Origin of the sequence: Falsiroseomonas sp. (genome assembly GCF_041690465.1) — a bacterium.
GTDB lineage: Bacteria > Pseudomonadota > Alphaproteobacteria > Acetobacterales > Acetobacteraceae > Falsiroseomonas.
On record NZ_JAWLHG010000030.1, the window covers coordinates 12,630 to 28,971 of the forward strand.

Genomic DNA, 16,342 nt, shown 5'->3' on the forward strand with positions numbered 1-16,342 from the left:
GTCCCCAATCATGGGGCCGCGCCTGTTCCTGAATTGCCGCCTGCTGCGCCAGCGACTGCTGTGGCAACTGAAGGTGATGCGGACGGTGTAATCTGGAGCTTAAGGAAGCCCTTGGGCTTGTCTGCGCGGTCGAAGCCGAAGCAGCCCAGCCAGAATTTTCTGTTCGCCCAGTAAGATTGATGGCGAGGATCAGTGTCGGGTACCGATGCAATAAAGTAGGCGTCGCATTGATGCGTGGCCTTTGTAGCCTTACCCCTGAACAAAGTCGCGATGATGCGCTGCTTCTCAGGGGGCAGCGCATCAATAGTATCCGCATCGGCAATGCAGACAAAGTCGATATCGCCCGGATCTACTTTCGAGGAGACAAAACTCCCATCCGCATACTGGTCGAAGGCAACATTGCATTGTTGAAGATCGGTGGTGTGCCGCTTGTAACCTTCGAAGATAGTTTCGCGCGTCGCAGAGGTCGGGAAAGCGTCAACGAAGTGGGTTTTGATATCGGCGACGGTTGCCGCGTGAATACCCGGATCAAGGTAGCCGTCCCCATTGAGTTGCATCGGCCCGCACCCCCCTGCTGAGCAAAGCGTGCCTTGATTTCGAGTCTCCAACAAGACGGCAGCACTCTTGGTAGCACCCTCAGACGATCAGAGTGCCCGGAAGGGTCACCGAGTCAGCGCGTCAGGACAAGCCAAACAGCGGCCGCTGCTCAGCCCAGGACGCCGGGAACGACTCCAGCAGCCGCGGGAGCGTCAGCTCCGCCGGCGCCCACCCGTCCAGCAGCAGCTGCACGACCTCCGGCGCCAGCAGCGTGAGCCGCAGCAGCGTGCCGAGGTACCCGCGCTCGATTCGCTCTGCCGCCGCCATCTCGCTGATGGAGGCGTAGCGCCCACTGTCGAGCAGCCGCTGATCGGAACGCCCACGCCAGTGCCTTCACCAGCGCCGGGTCAGCGCCGGTCTCGAGCGTCGTGTCCCCGTCCCGCGGCACCGGCGTGACCACCGTCTTTCGTCCCGGCCGGCGCCTGATGGCGAGCGGGACGCGGACCGTGACGCTGGTCATCACTGTCATGCCGCCGCCTTCAGCGCATCGAGCGCAGCGGCGGTGAGTTCTAGGACGAGTCCGGCCAGCTGCGCCTTCGGGGAAGAGGCGGTCAATGCCGGCCGCGCCGGCCGTTCACCGTTTCTCGCCAGGTCGGCGGGGAGCACGTCGATAATGACTGCGGACGTAAACTAATCGGCTGCCAAGCCTGCCATGGTTCAATGCAGTAGGCGGCGTTCGCGGCGCTCTTGCGGGTAAGGACGTTAGCGGGGTTCTTGTGGGTAAGGAGATGTCGGACTTTCGATCAAGCCGAAGCCGAGCTCGCAACTCGCCGTCGACGTACAAGAGGTTTCTGTCGAGCTTAGCGTAGCCACTGACGTTCTCGGCAACGATCCGAGGAATGTCAGTCATCGAAGTCACCGGGTCCGTCCTACCAGAGCGCCAAGCGATGAGAAGCTGCCACTCCGAATCCGGCGGAGGAACAGCCAAAGAGGCGTCTGGTCCACCCACAAGTCGTGCTCGCTGCGCGCCATGCACAACAAGTTCGCTGTTCAAGAGCTCGATCGCCGAGGATGAAGCATTATGATACCGCTTACATGCAAGCGATAGCGCATCGTCTGGATCTGCAACGGCGTCACGCCTCCCATCCTCCCATATAAGGACAAGAGGTCCCGGCCTCGATGGCAGAACTCGGGGGCAGGCTGTGTCGACCGGCTCTGTGTGCGATGCTGGGCGCGAGCCGAACAGCCACTGACGGATGAGTCGCCGCACGAGAATGCCCTTGTTGGTAGTGGGACCAAGCAGCCACTAGGAGAAGTTACTCCACTGCAGTTGCGACGCAAACTTTTGCCATGGCGTTCAGCGCCGACTTAGCTGTGCGGCCTAGCCCACCCTGGCGGCAGACCGCTCAATGTTGGCTGCGATGTTGCGGAGAGCGCGCTCGAGCGCCACCGAGACATGGATCGGGCCGCCGAGCAGATCATCGTCGAACGCCGGCTCGGCCTGGCGGATCTCAAGCTCCTCGGCGTCAAGGGCCGCGACAGCTGTGTACAGCGCCGAGAAGGTGGCGCCTGTGCTGCCGAAGGTGAACTGCTCCCGGAGCGCCGGATGGCCCGTCAAGCCGGCCACGATGCCGCGGATCCGCACCGCCGCCGGCGTGTCCGCCGCCTTCGAGATCCGGGACCGCACATAGGCGGTCAGTACGTCCTGGACCCGGTCGAGGTGATAGACGAGCTCCGGGCCGCTGAAGCGAAGGACGTCGAGCCCCGTCTCCCTCCGGATCAACGCGTCGCGGTCCACGTCGCGCCGGACGTCGCGCGGGTCGGACTCCACGGGGTGCAGGCCGTGGAACTTGCGACCGTCAGCCTCGACGATGAACTTGCTGAAGCGACGCTCTCCCTCGGGCTGCAGCCAGTGCGGCGCGGCCACGCCGACGAGGAAGTCCACCCTATAGTTGCCGATCGGCGTCTGGGGGAACACGAACACCGTCTCCCGGGCTAGGGCCGGGGGCGGGTTCCTCATGATCGCCTCTGCCTCCGTCCAGGAGCGGACGAGGAGCAGCTTCGCGGGCACATCGGTTCCGAGGCCTGCCGACATGGCGTGCAGGAGCAGGAACTCGATCTGGCTCTCGATGGCCCGCTGCTCCGGGCTGAGGTGATGGGCGTCCTGCAGAAGCGGCATGGGAACGGACTGACTCCAGGGCTGGAGGACCGCGGTAGTCGTTGCTCGCCCTACTATGTGGGAAACGAGGTCCGGAACACAATGCGAACGAGATGACCCCGGTCCTATGGACCACCGTGGATATCGTGGAGAACTCAGCGGCGTCCGCTTGCTATCCTTCTCGGCCGTCCACGGCTGCGGCGGCCGCGTCGATCTTGTCGGTCTTGATCCGGGCATGCGCGATAGCGCGCACCTGCAGCGGGTTGGCCATGATCACCCGCGCCACATACGGGCTGAGCACGCGCACGACCGCCATCGCGTTGCCGGTCGCCTCGACCACGACCTCGTCGGTCTTGGCCAGCGTCCGCCCGAAGCCCTCGAGCCCCGAGCGGGTCATGTCCACTCGGCCCGACGGCCGCAATCGCCCGTCCTCCCAGAAGACGACCTCCGCGAAGGTGCGGTGGACGTCAAGGCCGATCACACGCCGCATCCCACTCCTCCTCTCGCTCGACATCATCGACGGGAGCAGTGGGCGACACGACACCTACGGATCCGCGCTCTCGGCGCAACCGGGCAGGTCGCGGGGGCGGCCAGCTACTAACGCGAGCTCGCAGCTCATTGTGTAAATCGGCCTGCCCACTCAGCGTGCTCCCGGTGCCCCTCGTCCCGGATGGTCGCACCATACGCCAGGGCACCAAGGCCGCCCCAGCCGGACAAGACAGGCACCAGGATCTGCATACCGGTTACCAACGCCTTCGCGTCGAAGTTCGAGAACACCCGCGGGCTCGGCGGCAAGGGCACCATCCGCGATCGGATCGGCGTCCTCGCCACCAAGGGCTACATCAAGTTCCGCCGCGATGCTCGCGACCTCGGTCAGCCCTACACGAAGTCGAAGAACGGCTATCTCGTCGTGCAGGACATGTTCCTGGCCACCGACGAGGAGACGGTCGATCCCGAGACCGGCGAGATCCTCCCCGTCACGGTCCGTGTGCTCCCGAGCCACTTCCAGTGCCCCCGCAGCGACACCCTGCTCGAGGTGGAGAACCCGGAAGTGTGGGTGCTGCACGACCTCGAGGAGCCTGCGTGATGTCCTGGTCGTTGTCGTTACGGACAGACCGAAACTGCTCCCGAATCTGCACAGTTTCGGGCCGAATCTGCTCCCCTGCCGAAACTGCCAAACTGTTTTTCGGCAATCAGATCAATGGCTTCTGGGCGAAAGCAGTTTCGCGTAACGAATCTGCCCGAAACTGCTCCGAATCTGCTTTTCGGCCAGCAATTTCAGTGACTTGGAGCAGTTTGGCAGATTCGGTTTTTTGCCACCCCCCTACGGGGGGTGTGCGTGCGCGCCTCAACGGCGCGCGCACACCACACCCGGGGCGACCGGGTTGGGCGCGTGGACCACCCCCCGCAGGGCCACCCCACCCGCAAGCCGGGCAGCGACGGCGAGCTCCGCCAAGAACCGCGCCGTCGCCGCCCTCACCACAGCCGTCCCTCCTCGGAGACCACCATGGATACGACCACTCTCGCCATCGCTGACGCCGGCGCAAGCACTGCCTTGCCGGATCCAGCTCTCTTCCGGCCGCGCAAGCCGGGCATCCTGGCTCTGGATCTGGGCACCACCACCGGCTGGGCCCTGCGCTTCGACACCGGCCGGATCACCTCCGGCGTCGAGACCTTCAAGCCCCGCCGCTTCGAGGGCGGCGGCATGCGCTACGTCCGCTTCGTCGACTGGCTGGTGGAAATCGCCATGCACGCCCACGGCATCCGCCGTGTCGTGTTCGAGGAAGTGCGCCGCCACGCCGGCACCGACGCGAGCCACATCTACGGCGGCTTCCTGGCCACGCTGACCTCGTGGTGCGAAGAGCACGAGGTCCCGTACGAGGGCGTTCCGGTCGGCACCATCAAGCGGTTCGCGACCGGCAAGGGCAACGCCGACAAGGCAGCGATGATCGCCGCCATGCGGGCACGCGGCTTCGCGCCTGCCGATGACAACGAGGCAGACGCGCTCGCTTTGCTGCTCTGGGCGACGGACGCGAAGGGTGGCCGCGCATGAGCATTCACGGCGCACCCTCCCTGGCACGCAGCCCGCTGGGCCGGTTGCGTAGTCCGACCACCGACACAGAGATGAACGCTATGCGCGCCGCCGCATGGCACCGGCACGGCGTCGCCGCGATCCCGGTCGACGACATCACCGATCCCTGGCTCCGCCAGGCGATCATCAACGAGGCCAACCGCCGCTGGGGGCGGCGTGACGGAGGGACGAACCATGGCCGGTAAGCGCAAGGCGGCCCGCCGCAAGACGGAGCGCGAGGACCTGTCCAAGCCGTCGAAGTGGCGGCTGCAGCACGGCGGCTTCGAGGAGGGCGTCCGCGCTGCGGATCCCGACACCGGCTGCCCTGTGCAGCATCGCCGCGCCATCGACAGCCTCGGCGTGCTGCTCGCCAACGGCAGCATCACGCCGCAGATGCACGAGGCCGGCGTGATCTTCCGGACGCTGTTCCAGCGAGCGGCACTCAACCGCGTGCGGACCATGCCGCTGATCCGCATCCCTGGCGCGTCACCCGATCTGCTCACCGAGAGCCAGGCAGTGGCGCGTGAGCGGGTCGTGCAGGCGATCGACGCGCTCGGCGGCTTCGGCAGCCCGTCCGGCAGCGTGGCGTGGTACGTCGTCGGCCTCGAGAACTCGATCCGCGACTGGTCGCTGCGGCAGGGCTGGAACGGCAGGCCGATGAACCCTGCCCATGCGCAGGGCGCGCTGGTCGGTGCGCTCGGCGTGCTGAGCGTGCATTTCGGGCTCGTCGGACGCTCACGTGCTGCGGCGTCTGCAACGCCGTTCCTCTCGCTGCCGGCGCTCGAAGAAAAATCTGCGCGGGCCTGAACGAGTGCATAGACGCACGTGAATTCGGCGTGCTTTCTTCTGATCACTGGCGAGGCGTGGGTCTCGCCGCCGGGTGGCTCACCAGCCACTCGGTGTGATCATCGGCAGTGTGGCTCGCGAGCCGCAGGGTCCTTCCTGGGCCCGGCGTATGCGGGGGGCGGAAGCGCGCAACATCGCTAGCGCCAGGCTAAAAATATGGTTCGCAGTTTGCACCCTTTCCCAACGATCTGAAGGGCTTGGCCGCAAACCATGGGCCGCATGGTTCGCACCCGCCGCCCGCATGGTTTGCAGCAGTCCCGAGTGAAATCAGCGCGGTAGGTGCAAACCATCGCCGCGCCGCCCCCACCCTGATCCTGGATGGTGACGATGCCTCTCCCCTGGATGGCAGCGAAGATCGTGCTGCGCCCGGTGGAGGAGCTGCGCGCGCATCCCGGCAATGCGCGCGTGCACAGCGCCGCGCAGATCGAGCAGATCAAGGCCAGCATGCTGGCCTTCGGCTTCACCAACCCACTGCTGGTGGACGAGACCGGCGTGCTGATCGCCGGCCATGGCCGGCTCGAGGCGGCGGTGGCGCTCGGCATCGCGAAGGTGCCGACGATCGTGCTGCGGCATCTGTCGGCCGCGCAGAAGGAGGCGCTGCGGCTCGCCGACAACCGCATCGCGGAGAACGCCACCTGGGACCAGGCGCTGCTGCGTGATGCGCTGACCGTAGCGCAGGCGGCGCCGGCGATCGACCTCGCCGTGCTCGGCTTCTCGGCTGCGGAGCTCGACGACATCCTCGCGGCGGCTGGAGAGGCCGTGTCCGACGGCGACGCGCCCGAGGCCCTGTCGGCGCCCACGGTCCAGGGGGGCGGGGACGGCGCGGCGGCGATGGAGGAAGCGCCGGCGGATGATCCGGCTGACGCCGAGCCGGAGCGGCCGCGCCAGGCCCTCGCGCGCGTCGGCGACATCTGGATGCTCGGCGAGCACCGGCTGGCCTGCGGCGACAGCACGAACCGCGCCACGGTGGCGCGCATCATGGCGGCCGATCGCGCGGCGCTGCTCTTCACCAGCCCGCCCTACGGCAATCAGCGCGACTACACGACCGGCGGCGTGTCCGATTGGGACGCGCTGATGCAGGGCGTCTTCGCGCATCTCGACGGTGCGCTGCGGCGCGATGCGCAGGTGCTGGTGAACCTCGGGCTGATCCATCGCGAGGGCGAATGGCAGCCCTATTGGCAGGGCTGGCTGGACTGGATGCGCAGCCAAGGCTGGCGGCGCTTCGGGCTGTATGCGTGGGATCAGGGGCCCGGCCTTCCCGGGGACTGGAACGGCCGCCTCGCGCCCGCATTCGAGCTGGTGTTCCACCTCAACCGCGAGGCGCGGCAGGCGAACAAGATCGTGCCCTGCAAATGGGCGGGCACGCCGAACAAGGGCAGCGGGCTCCGTGCCGCCGACGGCGAGGTGAAGGCCTACACCCACATCGGCCTGCCGGTGCAGGAGATGCGCATCCCCGACAGCGTGCTGCGGATCACGAGGCACAAGGGCCGCGGCATCGAGACCGAACATCCGGCGGTGTTCCCCGTCGCGCTGCCGGAGTTCCTGATGCGCGCGTACACGGACGAGGGCGATGTCGTGTTCGAGCCCTTCGCCGGCTCCGGAACCACCATCCTGGCGGGCCAGCGGACAGGGCGGCGCGTCTGCGCCATCGAGCTCGCGCCGGCCTATGTCGACCTGGCGATCGCGCGCTGGCGGATGCTGCATCCGGACCTGCCGGTGACGCTGGCGGAGGACGGCCGCGACTTCGATGCGGTGGCCGCGGCGCGGACGGAGGCGCTGGTCGATGCTGCGTGATCTGGCGGTCACCACCGTCCCCGTCGCGGCGCTGATCCCTTACGCCGAGAACGCGCGGACGCACTCCGAGGCGCAGGTCGCGCAGATCGCCGCCTCGATAGCCGAGTTCGGCTTCGTCAATCCGGTGCTGGTGGACGCTGCCGGCGTGCTGGTCGCGGGGCATGGCCGCGTGATGGCGGCGAAGCGCCTCGGCATGGCGGCGGTGCCGGCGATCCGGCTGGCGCATCTCACCGAGGCGCAGGCGCGTGCGCTGCGCCTCGCGGACAACCAGATCGCGCTGAACTCCGGCTGGGACGAGGCGCTGCTCGCGGCGGAGATCGCGCGCATCCGCGACGAGGCGGTGGTAGACCTCGACTTGCTCGGCTTCTCGGGGATGGAGCTCGACGGGCTGCTGGCCGCGGCGGATGCCGGCCTCGACGACGATGCCGACGATGCGCCCGCGCCGCCGGCCGTGCCGATCACCCGCACGGGCGACCTCTGGCGCTGTGGCGACCACCGCCTGCTGTGCGGCGACGCCACCAAGCTGGCCGATGTGCAGCGGGCGCTCGGCGCCGATCGGCTGGCCGACATGGCTTTCCTGGATCCACCCTACAATGTTGCTTATGAAGGCGGCACCGCGGCGAAGATGACCATCGCCAACGATGCGCTGGGCCAGGGCTTCCTCGACTTCCTCCGGCCTGCTCTCGCCAACCTGCTCTCGGTGACGAAGGGCGCCTGCTACGTCTGCATGTCCTCGTCCGAGTGGCCGACGCTGCACCGCGCCTGGCAGGAGGCGGGCGGCAAGTGGTCGAGCACCATCATCTGGGCGAAGAACACCTTCGCGCTCGGCCGGGCCGACTACCATCAGCAGTTCGAGGCGATGCTCTACGGCTGGAAGGCAGGTGCGCAGCACTACTGGTGCGGCGCGCGCGACCAGGGGAACGTCTGGCACTTCGACAAGCCGGCGCGGAATGACCTGCACCCCACGATGAAGCCGGTGGCGCTGGTCGAGCGGGCGATCCGCAACAGCAGCAAGCAGCGCGACACGGTGCTGGATCCGTTCGGCGGCTCCGGCACGACGATGATCGCGGCGGAGCGGACGGGACGACGCGCCGTGCTGCTGGAGATCGATCCCGTCTATGCGGATGTGATCGTTCGGCGCTGGCAGGAGGCGACTGGTGAGGCCGCGGTGCTGGACGGCGAGGATCGCACCTTCGCGGACATCGCCGCGGCACGCGGCGCCGGCGATCATGATGTGATCCGAACCGCCGCGACATAGCAGCGGCATGACGCTGTGTTCTGCTTGGCTCGGGCGGGGCACAGCGCGAATGGTCCGCCACGCGATGCGGATGACGGAGACCACGATGACGAAGCGCGAAGCCAACCAGCAGCGGAGCCTCGAAGCCTTCCTGGCGAAGAACGCGGAGTTCGACGCTCTGCTCGCCGAACTGCAGCAGGCCAGCGCGGATCACTTCGGCGCGGATCCCGAGGCGGTGCTCTGGGGCGAGACGGCCTGGCTGGCGGACGCCAGCGCGAAGCTGAAGGGCATCGCGGACCAGCACTTCCGCCGGGGCGAATACGCCGCGTAGCGCGCCGCGCCCCACGACGGCCTCGACCGGGTCCCGCCCGGCGGGGCTCCCGGCAGTAGGGGGCCGAGGGTCGGCTCCCGCAACCGGAGCCCCCGACGATGAAGCTCACCGACACCCAGCGCGCCATCCTCGCCGCCGCCGCGCAGCACCCCGAGCACCTCGCCTACCCGCCGGAGCGGCTCCCCGCAGGGGCGCGGCAGAAGGTGGCGCAGGCGCTGCTGAAGCAGGACCTGGTGATCGCGGTGCATCGCCCCGCCTACGACGCGCACGCGAAGTGGACGGTGGATGGCGACGAGATGCTGCTCAAGATCACCGACGAGGGGCTGCGCGCCATCGGCATCGAGCCGGCGGCGTCCGTGGCGGATGCCGCGCCGGGCGCCGACACGGCGCCCACGGGCGGGGAGGACGCCGCGCCGGGGGGTGAGGACGCCCCGGCGCCGGAGGCTGCCCAGGGCGCGCCCGCGGCGCCCGACGCGGGCGGCCGCGCCGAGGACCTCGCGTTCCTGGACGCCGCCCTGACCGCGCCGGCCCCGCGCGCCAGCCTGCGCGACGCTGCCGCGGCGGTGCTCGCCGCCTGGGACGACGAGGCCAACCGCGAGACGGACATGATCGCCGCCCTCGACGGGCCGATGCAGGCCCTCCGCGCCGCGCTCGCCGGCAAGCCGGCCCGCGCCGCGCGCGAGCCGGGCACACCGCGCAAGCCGCGCGAGGGCACGAAGCAGGAGCAGGTGCTCGCCCTGCTCCGCCGCGAGGAGGGCGCGACGATCGCGCAGATCTGCGAGGCGACCGGCTGGCAGCAGCACACGGTCAGGGGCTTCTTCGCCGGGCTGAAGAAGCGCCAGGGGATCACGGTCGAGGTGCTGGAGCGGGTTCGGCAGGTCGGGCCGAACAAGGAAGGCGCGAAGGGGTCCTTCAGCATCTACCGCATCGCCGACTGACGCCGCCGGCGCCGCGATCAGGGCCCGCCGCGCTGCGGCGGGTTCGCGTGCTTGTCCGATGGCCCCGGCCTGCGCTTGGGGGATATGCGCCACCCGCCGGGCAGCCAGCGCTGCGCGGAAGCGGGAGGCGACCTCGGCTGGCACCGGCGCGCAGTGCTCGCGCAGCAGCGTCTCGGTGCGGGCGCCCACGGTATGCCCGATCAGCAGCCGCGCCTCGTGCGGCGGGTTCTTGATTGCGGCGGCACGCAGCAACTGGCCCCCTGGCACAGGAAGGCGCCGACCGTCTCGCCCGTATCTCAGGGGATGCTTGGCTTCTGCCGCCTGCCTTTGCGCGCCTTGACCTCGTGGTGGACTGACGTCCGGCGACTTATTACGCGCCTCCATCTTTCGTGTTGACCCAATTAAGTCGATTTCGTTAGATTTTAGCTAAGAAAGAGCCTGCCCGCTGGAACAAACCAAAATGCAAATGCTCCATCGCGCTGTAGTTGTGTGCCGACTGGCTCTGTTGTCGAGCACCTCTCTGCTCGGCCCGCCGGCCATGGCTGCCTCGATCAGTTGGACGAATGGCGGCAGCGGCGACTGGTTCAATCCCGGCAACTGGAGCCAGGACGTCCCGACCGCCGCCGACGAGGCCTTCGTGAACAATGGCGGGACTGCGAATGCCAGCGGCCTTCTCACGCCGACCGCGGGCGCGCTGCGGGTGGGCGCGGGAACCGGCAGCGTCTCCGGCACGGTGAACATCACCGGTCTCGACCTTGCGCTCGGCAACATCTCGCCTGCACTCCAGATCGGCCTCGCCACTGCAGCCTCCACCACGGCGACTGGCACGCTGACGGTCGGCGGCAGCGTGACCGGGACGACTCCGGGCAACAACATCGGCAACTTCCAGATCGGCGAGGCCTCGGGCGCCGGCGCGACCGCAACGGGCTCGGCGAGCATCACGGGCGATCTGCGTGCGGTCGACGGCTCGGTCGGCTTGGTCTTCAACGGCGATGGCACCACGGCCAGCGGCAGCCTGACGGTGGGCGGCAGCCTGCCCGGCCTGTCGCGCGTGGGGGCGGGGATCAATGAGGCCGGCGGCGCGGCCTCCACGGCGACCGGGACCGTCACGGTCCAGGCCGGCGACCTAGGCATCGGCTTCGCCGGCCTTTTAGTCGGCACGGCTTTCTCCGCCGGCGTCACGGCGACGGGCACGGTGGCCGTGGAAGCCGGCTCGCTCCTGGCGACGGTCAGCAACCCCTGGCAGATCGGCACCGCCTCGGGCGGCACGGCCACCGGCAGCGTTGTGGCGCAGGGCGTGGACAATTCCGCCGCGGCGATCAACTCCTTCCTGCTCGTGGGCACCGCAAGCGGCGGCGGCAGCAGCAGCGGCGCTTTGCAGCTCGGCAGCGGCACGTTGGTGGTGAATGGTGACGCGCTGATCGGCGTGACCGTCGCCGACCAGGGCGGCACGGCGACTGGAGCCCTGTCGCTCGACGGTACGCTGCAGGCGCAGGGCACGGAACGATCGCTACTGGCCGGTGTACTCAGCACCGGCAGCGTCACGGCGCCCGGCACCGGCAGCGCGACGGGCATGCTGGAAGCCGCTTCGGTGGAAGGCTTCCGCTTTGTCAGCATCGGCGTGGCCTCCGCTCATGTCAGCGACGGGGCGGTCGCCACCGGCACCGCGACGATCGGCACCGGGGGCGTCGTCAACGCCAACGACCCCGGGGGTACCCTGCGCATCGGCGTCGCGACGGGCCGGGCTGTGAACGGCACGGTTGTCGGGCCCGGGCCCGTGGCCGAGGGCATGGCGAGCATCGCCGGGGATATCGGCGGCTACCGCGTCGTCCAGATCGGCCAGGTGGACGAGACCGGCCGGGCGAGCGGCGTGGTGGATCTCGTCGGCAGGACGCTGACGACGGAAAGGCTCGCCATTGGCGCCGTCTCCCGCGACCTGGACAGCGGCGCGATGCCCGATGCCGCGCCCGACGCCACCGGGCGCCTGACCGTGACGGATGGCGCCATCGCGATGGTGTCGGGCAACCCGAGTTTCACGCCACGGATCGATGTCGGCAGAATCTTCGCCTTCGACTCCACCATCGCGGACAGCGCGCAGGGCGAACTCGCCCTGATCCGGTCAAGCCTCACCGGCGGGTTTCTGGCAATCGGCAGCGGCAGCGGCGGCAACGGAATGCTCGAAGCCAGCGGCGGCAGCAGCATCGACGTGCTGGCGCTCAATGTCGGCACCAATCGCGGCGCCGGCACGCTGACGCTCGACCAGGCGAGCCTCGTTGTGCGTACCGATCCCGCCATCAGCTTCAGCGGCAACGCCTTCGTCGGCACGGGCGGCGGCAGCGGCACCGTCACGGCGACCGACAGCACCATCACGGTGGAGGGCGGCCTGGGCGTGATGGTGTCAGCGAACCAGGGCGCGGGCGCGACGGGGCGCGTCGAACTCACGAACAGCACGCTCTCCGTCGGCACCTTCCTGGCGGTTGGCGATTTCTGGCCGGGCAATCGCGGCGAGGTACTGCTGACCAACAGCACCGCAACGGTGGGCGGAGACGTGCAGCTCGGCCGAAGCGCGAATGCTGGCACGCTGTTCGGGGAAGCGCGCTTGTCGCTAACTGCCAGCCAGCTGGAGATCGAGGGTGGTCTGAGACTGAACCCCGGCGGGGAGTTGCACTTCGGCATCGAGGGTCTCGCGCGCGGCTTCGGCGGCTACGGCGCGACCGATGCAACCTTTGCCACTCTGGCCGGGCTGGTCGAGATCGACTTCGGGGGGCTGTGGGACGACCTCGGCTTTTCCAGCGCGGAGTTCGACCTGATCTTCGCGCGCGAAGGCTTCGCCGGCGATTTCGGCACGGTCCTGTTCCTGAACACGCCAGCCGGCTATGCCGCGAGCTACGGCTTCGCGATCGAGGGCGAAGGCGATGTCTGGCGGGTCACGTTGACGCAGGTCGCAGTGCCGGAGCCGGGCACGCTCGGATTGCTGCTGGCCGGGCTGGCGGCATTCGGGCTGGCGCGGCGACGCGCCGCCTGATCAATCCGCGTGCGCCGCCAGCCGCGCGGCCTCGTCCTCGGCGACCAGGACCTCGGTAATCTTGTCGAACTCGCCGAGCATTACACGCAGCACACGGTCCGCGGGTTCTTCGCCGACCTGAAGAAGTGGCAGGGGATCACCGTCGGGGTGCTGGAGCGCGTGCGCCAACTCGGTCCGAACAAGGAGGGCGCCCGCGTCCCGTTCACCGTGTGTAGCGTCCCCAGGTAACGCGTCGCATTTCGAGACGCGCACGGGGCGCGCCGGGAAGTCTCCTTCCCGGCGCATTGCACTCGTGACGAGAACAGGTCTCATCGACTAAGATAGTATACCGGAGGGACGGAGCGGCGGCGTGCGGGTCTTCCTCGATGCTGGCGGCGAGAAGCGCCTCCTCGGGCGCGCCGACATTCCGGACGACGTCGGTGCAGTCTACGAGCTGCGCCTCTTCGGGCCGACTGCGATCATCCGCGAACAGTTCACCATCGGTACCATCACGCATCTCGGTCCCGGTAGACTCGATCTGGCGGCGGAGCGCGTGGTCCTGCTCTCGCCCGGCCAGCGCCCGGAGCTGCTGCCGGGATGGCAGCCGCTCGCATCGTGAGCGCGTGGACTCTCACTGTCGGCCGGATCGGGCGCGTCCCTCGGGCTGCCGCGGTCGCGGCCGCACTTGCCGCGGCTCCGGCGGGGGCAGGCACGGCCAGGGAGGCGGCACTCGTCCCCCCGGGCCTTCTCGCCGGCATCCGGGGCGATGATGGCCAGGCGATCCCGCTCAATGCGGACGGGGTTCCCGCGCGGCCGCTGTCTGACCCTGAACTCTTTCGGCTGCTCCTGCACCTGTCGCGCTTCCTTGACGAGGCAAGCCTCCGCTTGGCGCTCTGCCATGCGTTGGGCATGCCGTTCGGAGATCCTGGCTGGCGCGCCTGCATCGAGGGGCGCTGACACGACGTAGCCGTGTGGCGGGAGGTCGCCGCCATGCCCGAGACGACCCTATCCACCCGCGAGGCGGCCCGGCGCATCGGCATCAGCGAGACTGCGCTGCGCAAGGCCGAGCAGACCAACCGCATCGCCCGCGAGCCGGATGGCCAGTGGGACATCGACAAGACGCGACGCCGCCTGGTGGAGACCGCCGACCCGGTGCGGTCACCGCTCGCAGGTGGCGCCGGCGCGGAGGGCACGCCCTTCGCGCGGCTGAAGGTGGCGCAGCTCGCCCTGAAGGTGGAGGCGCAGCGGCTTTCGCTGGACGAGACCAAGCGTCGCCTGCTCGATGTCACCGAGGCCAACGCCGCCCTCGACGAGATCGGCAGCACGATGCGCGACGCGCTGCTGAACTGGCCCGCCCGTGTCTCGGGCCTGATCGCCGCCGAGATGGGCGTCGACCCGCATCTGCTGCAGACCATCCTGCAGAGCCACATCAACGACCTGCTGACGGAGGCGGCCGATCGCTTCGATCCAGCAGGGCTCGGAGGGGATCGGTCTCCGCAGCCGTGAGCATGTGCGCCGCCGCGTCGGCGCGATGCTGCGCCCACCGCCGCAGCTCACCGTGTCGGAATGGGCCGAGCGGCACCGCATGCTCGGCAGCCGCGCCTCGGCCGAGCCCGGCCCCTGGCGGACCAGCCGCACGCCCTATCTGAAGGACGTAATGGACGCGCTGTCGGCGGTGCATCCGGCCCGACGCGTCGTGTTCATGAAGGGCGCGCAGGTGGGCGCCACCGAGAGCGGAAACAACTGGCTCGGCTACATCATGCACCACGTGCCGGCGCCGGCGCTGGCGGTGCAGCCCACCGTGGAGCTGGCCAAGCGCTTCTCGCGTCAGCGCATCGATCCGCTGCTGGAGGAGACCCCGGCGCTGCGGGAGCGGGTGGCGCCGGCGCGGGCCCGCGACAGCGGCAACACCATGCTGTCGAAGGAATTCCCCGGCGGCATCCTGGTGCTGACGGGTGCCAACAGCGCGGTCGGGCTGCGCTCCATGACGGCGCGGTTCCTGTTCCTCGACGAGGTGGATGCCTATCCCGGCGACGTCGCCGGCGAGGGCGACCCGATCGCCCTGGCCGAGGCCCGGGCTCGCACCTTCGGCTGGCGCCGCAAGGCCTTCCTGGTCAGCACGCCGACCATCGCCGGCCGGAGCCGGATCGAGCGGGAGTATCTGGCCTCCGACCAACGGCGGTTCTTCGTGCCGTGCCCGGAATGCGGCGAAATGCAGTGGCTACGCTTCGAGCGACTGCTCTGGGAGAAGGGCGCGCCGGAGACGGCGCGCTATCACTGCACCGCTTGCGATCACCCGATGCAGGAGCACGACAAGACCGCGATGCTGGGCGGCGGCGAATGGCGCGCGACCGCGGAAGGCCAGGATCCGCACACGGTCGGATTCCACATCTCGGCGCTCTACTCGCCGGTGGGCTGGCTGTCCTGGTCGCAGATCGCCCGTGATTGGGAGGCGGCCCAGGGCAAGCCCGAGGACATCAAGACTTTCAAGAACACGGTCCTGGGCGAGACCTGGCAGGAGCAAGGCGAGGCGCCGGACTGGGAGCGGCTGGTCGAGCGCCGCGAGGATTTCGCCATGGGCGTGGTGCCCATCGGGGCGCTGGTGCTGACGGCCGGCGTGGACGTGCAGGACGACCGCCTGGAATGCGACATCTGGGGCTGGGCGGAGGGCTTCTCGTCCTGGCTGGTCGATCACGTGGTGATCCGGGGCAGCCCGCGGGAACGCGAGCCCTGGGATGAGCTGGCGAAGATACTGGCGCGCGACTGGCCACGCCAGGACGGTGGCGCGATGCGCATCGCCCGGCTCTGTGTCGACACAGGTGGGCGCGACACAGCGGCGGTCTACGGTCACCTCCGCAGGCTGCGGGATCCGCGGATCGCGCCGACGAAGGGCGTGGACGGCTGGAACCGGGCGCAGCCGGTGCAGGGGCCGACGCCGGTGGACGCGATGGTGGACGGGCGGAAGCTCCGTCGCGGGCTGAAGCTCTGGACGGTGTCGGTCTCCACCTGGAAGGCGGACCTCTACCGCCGGCTCTGGCTCGGCCGCGGCGACGGCGAGGACTTCCCGCCGGGCTGGGTGCATCTGCCGCAGGGCGTCGAGGCCGAGTGGGTGAAGCAGCTGGTCGCCGAGCAGCTGCGCACCGCGAAGGACCGGCGCGGCTTCGCGCGGCAGGAATGGGCGAAGCTCAGGGAACGCAACGAGGCGCTGGACTGCGCCGTGCTGGCCCGCGCCGCGCTCTGGCTACTCGGCGCGGATCGGTATGGCGAGCAGTTCTGGGCGCGGCTGCGCGCCGAAGCGGCGAACGCGCCGGTCGCGGCGGTGGCCGCGCCGACGACGTCCGCAGCCACGCCCGCGCCGACAGCATCACCTGAGCCGGTGCGCCCGCGGGGCTGGCTCGCGTCCCGCAATGGCTGGCTGCGCTGAGG

Annotated in this window: 17 protein-coding genes and 1 pseudogene; 13 read left to right on the plus strand and 5 right to left on the minus strand. The window is 69.2% G+C overall.

What is annotated here, in order from left to right; translation table 11 throughout:
* Positions 1 to 8: 8 nt before the first annotated feature.
* From ACESM1_RS22125 to ACESM1_RS22140, 4 genes are all read right to left on the minus strand, one after another.
* Positions 9 to 557 (minus strand): DUF6932 family protein, encoded by a 549-nt coding sequence (locus tag ACESM1_RS22125; RefSeq protein WP_372623382.1) that lies wholly within the window; start codon positions 555 to 557, stop codon positions 9 to 11.
* A 121-nt stretch (positions 558 to 678) separates the two neighbouring features.
* Positions 679 to 864, minus strand: a complete 186-nt coding sequence (locus ACESM1_RS22130) for a hypothetical protein (protein ID WP_372623383.1) — start codon at positions 862 to 864, stop codon at positions 679 to 681.
* 1,054 nt (positions 865 to 1,918) lie between these two features.
* Positions 1,919 to 2,716, minus strand: a complete 798-nt coding sequence (locus ACESM1_RS22135) for a hypothetical protein (protein ID WP_372623384.1) — start codon at positions 2,714 to 2,716, stop codon at positions 1,919 to 1,921.
* Between the two features lie 151 nt (positions 2,717 to 2,867).
* Positions 2,868 to 3,185: an IS110 family transposase gene (locus ACESM1_RS22140; RefSeq protein WP_372623385.1), complete on the minus strand. Its 318-nt coding sequence runs from the start codon at positions 3,183 to 3,185 to the stop codon at positions 2,868 to 2,870.
* 180 nt (positions 3,186 to 3,365) lie between these two features.
* Here ACESM1_RS22140 and ACESM1_RS22145 point away from each other — a divergent pair, with 180 nt between their 5' ends.
* The 8 genes from ACESM1_RS22145 (at position 3,366) to ACESM1_RS22180 (ending at position 9,912) form a co-directional block, all read left to right on the plus strand.
* Entirely contained in the window at positions 3,366 to 3,782 is a 417-nt protein-coding gene (locus ACESM1_RS22145) for a hypothetical protein (protein ID WP_372623386.1), read from the plus strand.
* Positions 3,783 to 4,202: 420 nt separating this feature from the next.
* Positions 4,203 to 4,748, plus strand: coding sequence for a hypothetical protein (locus ACESM1_RS22150; RefSeq protein WP_372623387.1), 546 nt, complete (start codon positions 4,203 to 4,205; stop codon positions 4,746 to 4,748).
* 71 nt (positions 4,749 to 4,819) lie between these two features.
* The gene (locus tag ACESM1_RS22155) at positions 4,820 to 4,972 is read left to right on the plus strand and encodes a hypothetical protein (protein WP_372623388.1); all 153 of its coding nucleotides are present in this window, start codon (positions 4,820 to 4,822) and stop codon (positions 4,970 to 4,972) included.
* On the plus strand, positions 4,962 to 5,573 hold the full coding sequence (locus ACESM1_RS22160) for a hypothetical protein (protein WP_372623389.1): 612 nt from the start codon (positions 4,962 to 4,964) through the stop codon (positions 5,571 to 5,573). Before ACESM1_RS22155 ends, ACESM1_RS22160 begins: the two co-directional genes overlap by 11 nt.
* A 366-nt stretch (positions 5,574 to 5,939) precedes the next feature.
* On the plus strand, positions 5,940 to 7,406 hold the full coding sequence (locus tag ACESM1_RS22165) for a site-specific DNA-methyltransferase (protein WP_372623390.1): 1,467 nt from the start codon (positions 5,940 to 5,942) through the stop codon (positions 7,404 to 7,406).
* Positions 7,396 to 8,664, plus strand: a complete 1,269-nt coding sequence (locus ACESM1_RS22170) for a site-specific DNA-methyltransferase (RefSeq protein ID WP_372623391.1) — start codon at positions 7,396 to 7,398, stop codon at positions 8,662 to 8,664. The genes ACESM1_RS22165 and ACESM1_RS22170 overlap by 11 nt, the downstream gene beginning before the upstream one ends.
* 85 nt (positions 8,665 to 8,749) lie before the next feature.
* Positions 8,750 to 8,974 (plus strand): hypothetical protein, encoded by a 225-nt coding sequence (locus ACESM1_RS22175; protein ID WP_372623392.1) that lies wholly within the window; start codon positions 8,750 to 8,752, stop codon positions 8,972 to 8,974.
* A gap of 98 nt (positions 8,975 to 9,072) precedes the next feature.
* Positions 9,073 to 9,912, plus strand: coding sequence for a DUF3489 domain-containing protein (locus ACESM1_RS22180; RefSeq protein WP_372623393.1), 840 nt, complete (start codon positions 9,073 to 9,075; stop codon positions 9,910 to 9,912).
* A 90-nt stretch (positions 9,913 to 10,002) separates the two neighbouring features.
* Here ACESM1_RS22180 and ACESM1_RS22185 read toward each other — a convergent pair.
* A pseudogene (locus tag ACESM1_RS22185) lies at positions 10,003 to 10,296 on the minus strand (hypothetical protein); the annotation flags it as partial.
* A gap of 121 nt (positions 10,297 to 10,417) precedes the next feature.
* On the opposite strand from ACESM1_RS22185, the gene ACESM1_RS22190 reads away from it, so the two are divergent.
* From ACESM1_RS22190 to ACESM1_RS22210, 5 genes are all read left to right on the plus strand, one after another.
* Positions 10,418 to 12,937 carry a beta strand repeat-containing protein gene (locus ACESM1_RS22190; protein ID WP_372623394.1) on the plus strand — a complete coding sequence of 840 codons (2,520 nt, stop codon included), beginning with the start codon at positions 10,418 to 10,420 and terminating at the stop codon, positions 12,935 to 12,937.
* 9 nt (positions 12,938 to 12,946) lie between these two features.
* Entirely contained in the window at positions 12,947 to 13,165 is a 219-nt protein-coding gene (locus ACESM1_RS22195; protein ID WP_372623395.1) for a hypothetical protein, read from the plus strand.
* A 121-nt stretch (positions 13,166 to 13,286) separates the two neighbouring features.
* Positions 13,287 to 13,535, plus strand: a complete 249-nt coding sequence (locus tag ACESM1_RS22200) for a hypothetical protein (protein ID WP_372623396.1) — start codon at positions 13,287 to 13,289, stop codon at positions 13,533 to 13,535.
* A gap of 371 nt (positions 13,536 to 13,906) precedes the next feature.
* Complete coding sequence (locus ACESM1_RS22205) at positions 13,907 to 14,422, plus strand: hypothetical protein (RefSeq protein WP_372623397.1); 516 nt, start codon at positions 13,907 to 13,909, stop codon at positions 14,420 to 14,422.
* A 4-nt stretch (positions 14,423 to 14,426) separates the two neighbouring features.
* On the plus strand, positions 14,427 to 16,340 hold the full coding sequence (locus ACESM1_RS22210; RefSeq protein ID WP_372623398.1) for a phage terminase large subunit family protein: 1,914 nt from the start codon (positions 14,427 to 14,429) through the stop codon (positions 16,338 to 16,340).
* Positions 16,341 to 16,342: the final 2 nt, after the last annotated feature.

Bases quoted from the DNA above. Each gene is read 5' to 3' on its own strand.
- ACESM1_RS22140 (WP_372623385.1), bottom strand. From the start codon at position 3,185: ATGCGGCGTGTGATCGGCCTTGACGTCCACCGCACCTTCGCGGAGGTC.
- ACESM1_RS22175 (WP_372623392.1), top strand. From the start codon at position 8,750: ATGACGAAGCGCGAAGCCAACCAGCAGCGGAGCCTCGAAGCCTTCCTG.
- ACESM1_RS22180 (WP_372623393.1), top strand. From the start codon at position 9,073: ATGAAGCTCACCGACACCCAGCGCGCCATCCTCGCCGCCGCCGCGCAG.
- ACESM1_RS22160 (WP_372623389.1), top strand. From the start codon at position 4,962: ATGGCCGGTAAGCGCAAGGCGGCCCGCCGCAAGACGGAGCGCGAGGAC.
- ACESM1_RS22130 (WP_372623383.1), bottom strand. From the start codon at position 864: ATGGCGGCGGCAGAGCGAATCGAGCGCGGGTACCTCGGCACGCTGCTG.
- ACESM1_RS22170 (WP_372623391.1), top strand. From the start codon at position 7,396: ATGCTGCGTGATCTGGCGGTCACCACCGTCCCCGTCGCGGCGCTGATC.
- ACESM1_RS22125 (WP_372623382.1), bottom strand. From the start codon at position 557: ATGCAACTCAATGGGGACGGCTACCTTGATCCGGGTATTCACGCGGCA.
- ACESM1_RS22155 (WP_372623388.1), top strand. From the start codon at position 4,820: ATGAACGCTATGCGCGCCGCCGCATGGCACCGGCACGGCGTCGCCGCG.
- ACESM1_RS22165 (WP_372623390.1), top strand. From the start codon at position 5,940: ATGCCTCTCCCCTGGATGGCAGCGAAGATCGTGCTGCGCCCGGTGGAG.
- ACESM1_RS22150 (WP_372623387.1), top strand. From the start codon at position 4,203: ATGGATACGACCACTCTCGCCATCGCTGACGCCGGCGCAAGCACTGCC.
- ACESM1_RS22135 (WP_372623384.1), bottom strand. From the start codon at position 2,716: ATGCCGCTTCTGCAGGACGCCCATCACCTCAGCCCGGAGCAGCGGGCC.
- ACESM1_RS22205 (WP_372623397.1), top strand. From the start codon at position 13,907: ATGCCCGAGACGACCCTATCCACCCGCGAGGCGGCCCGGCGCATCGGC.
- ACESM1_RS22145 (WP_372623386.1), top strand. From the start codon at position 3,366: ATGGTCGCACCATACGCCAGGGCACCAAGGCCGCCCCAGCCGGACAAG.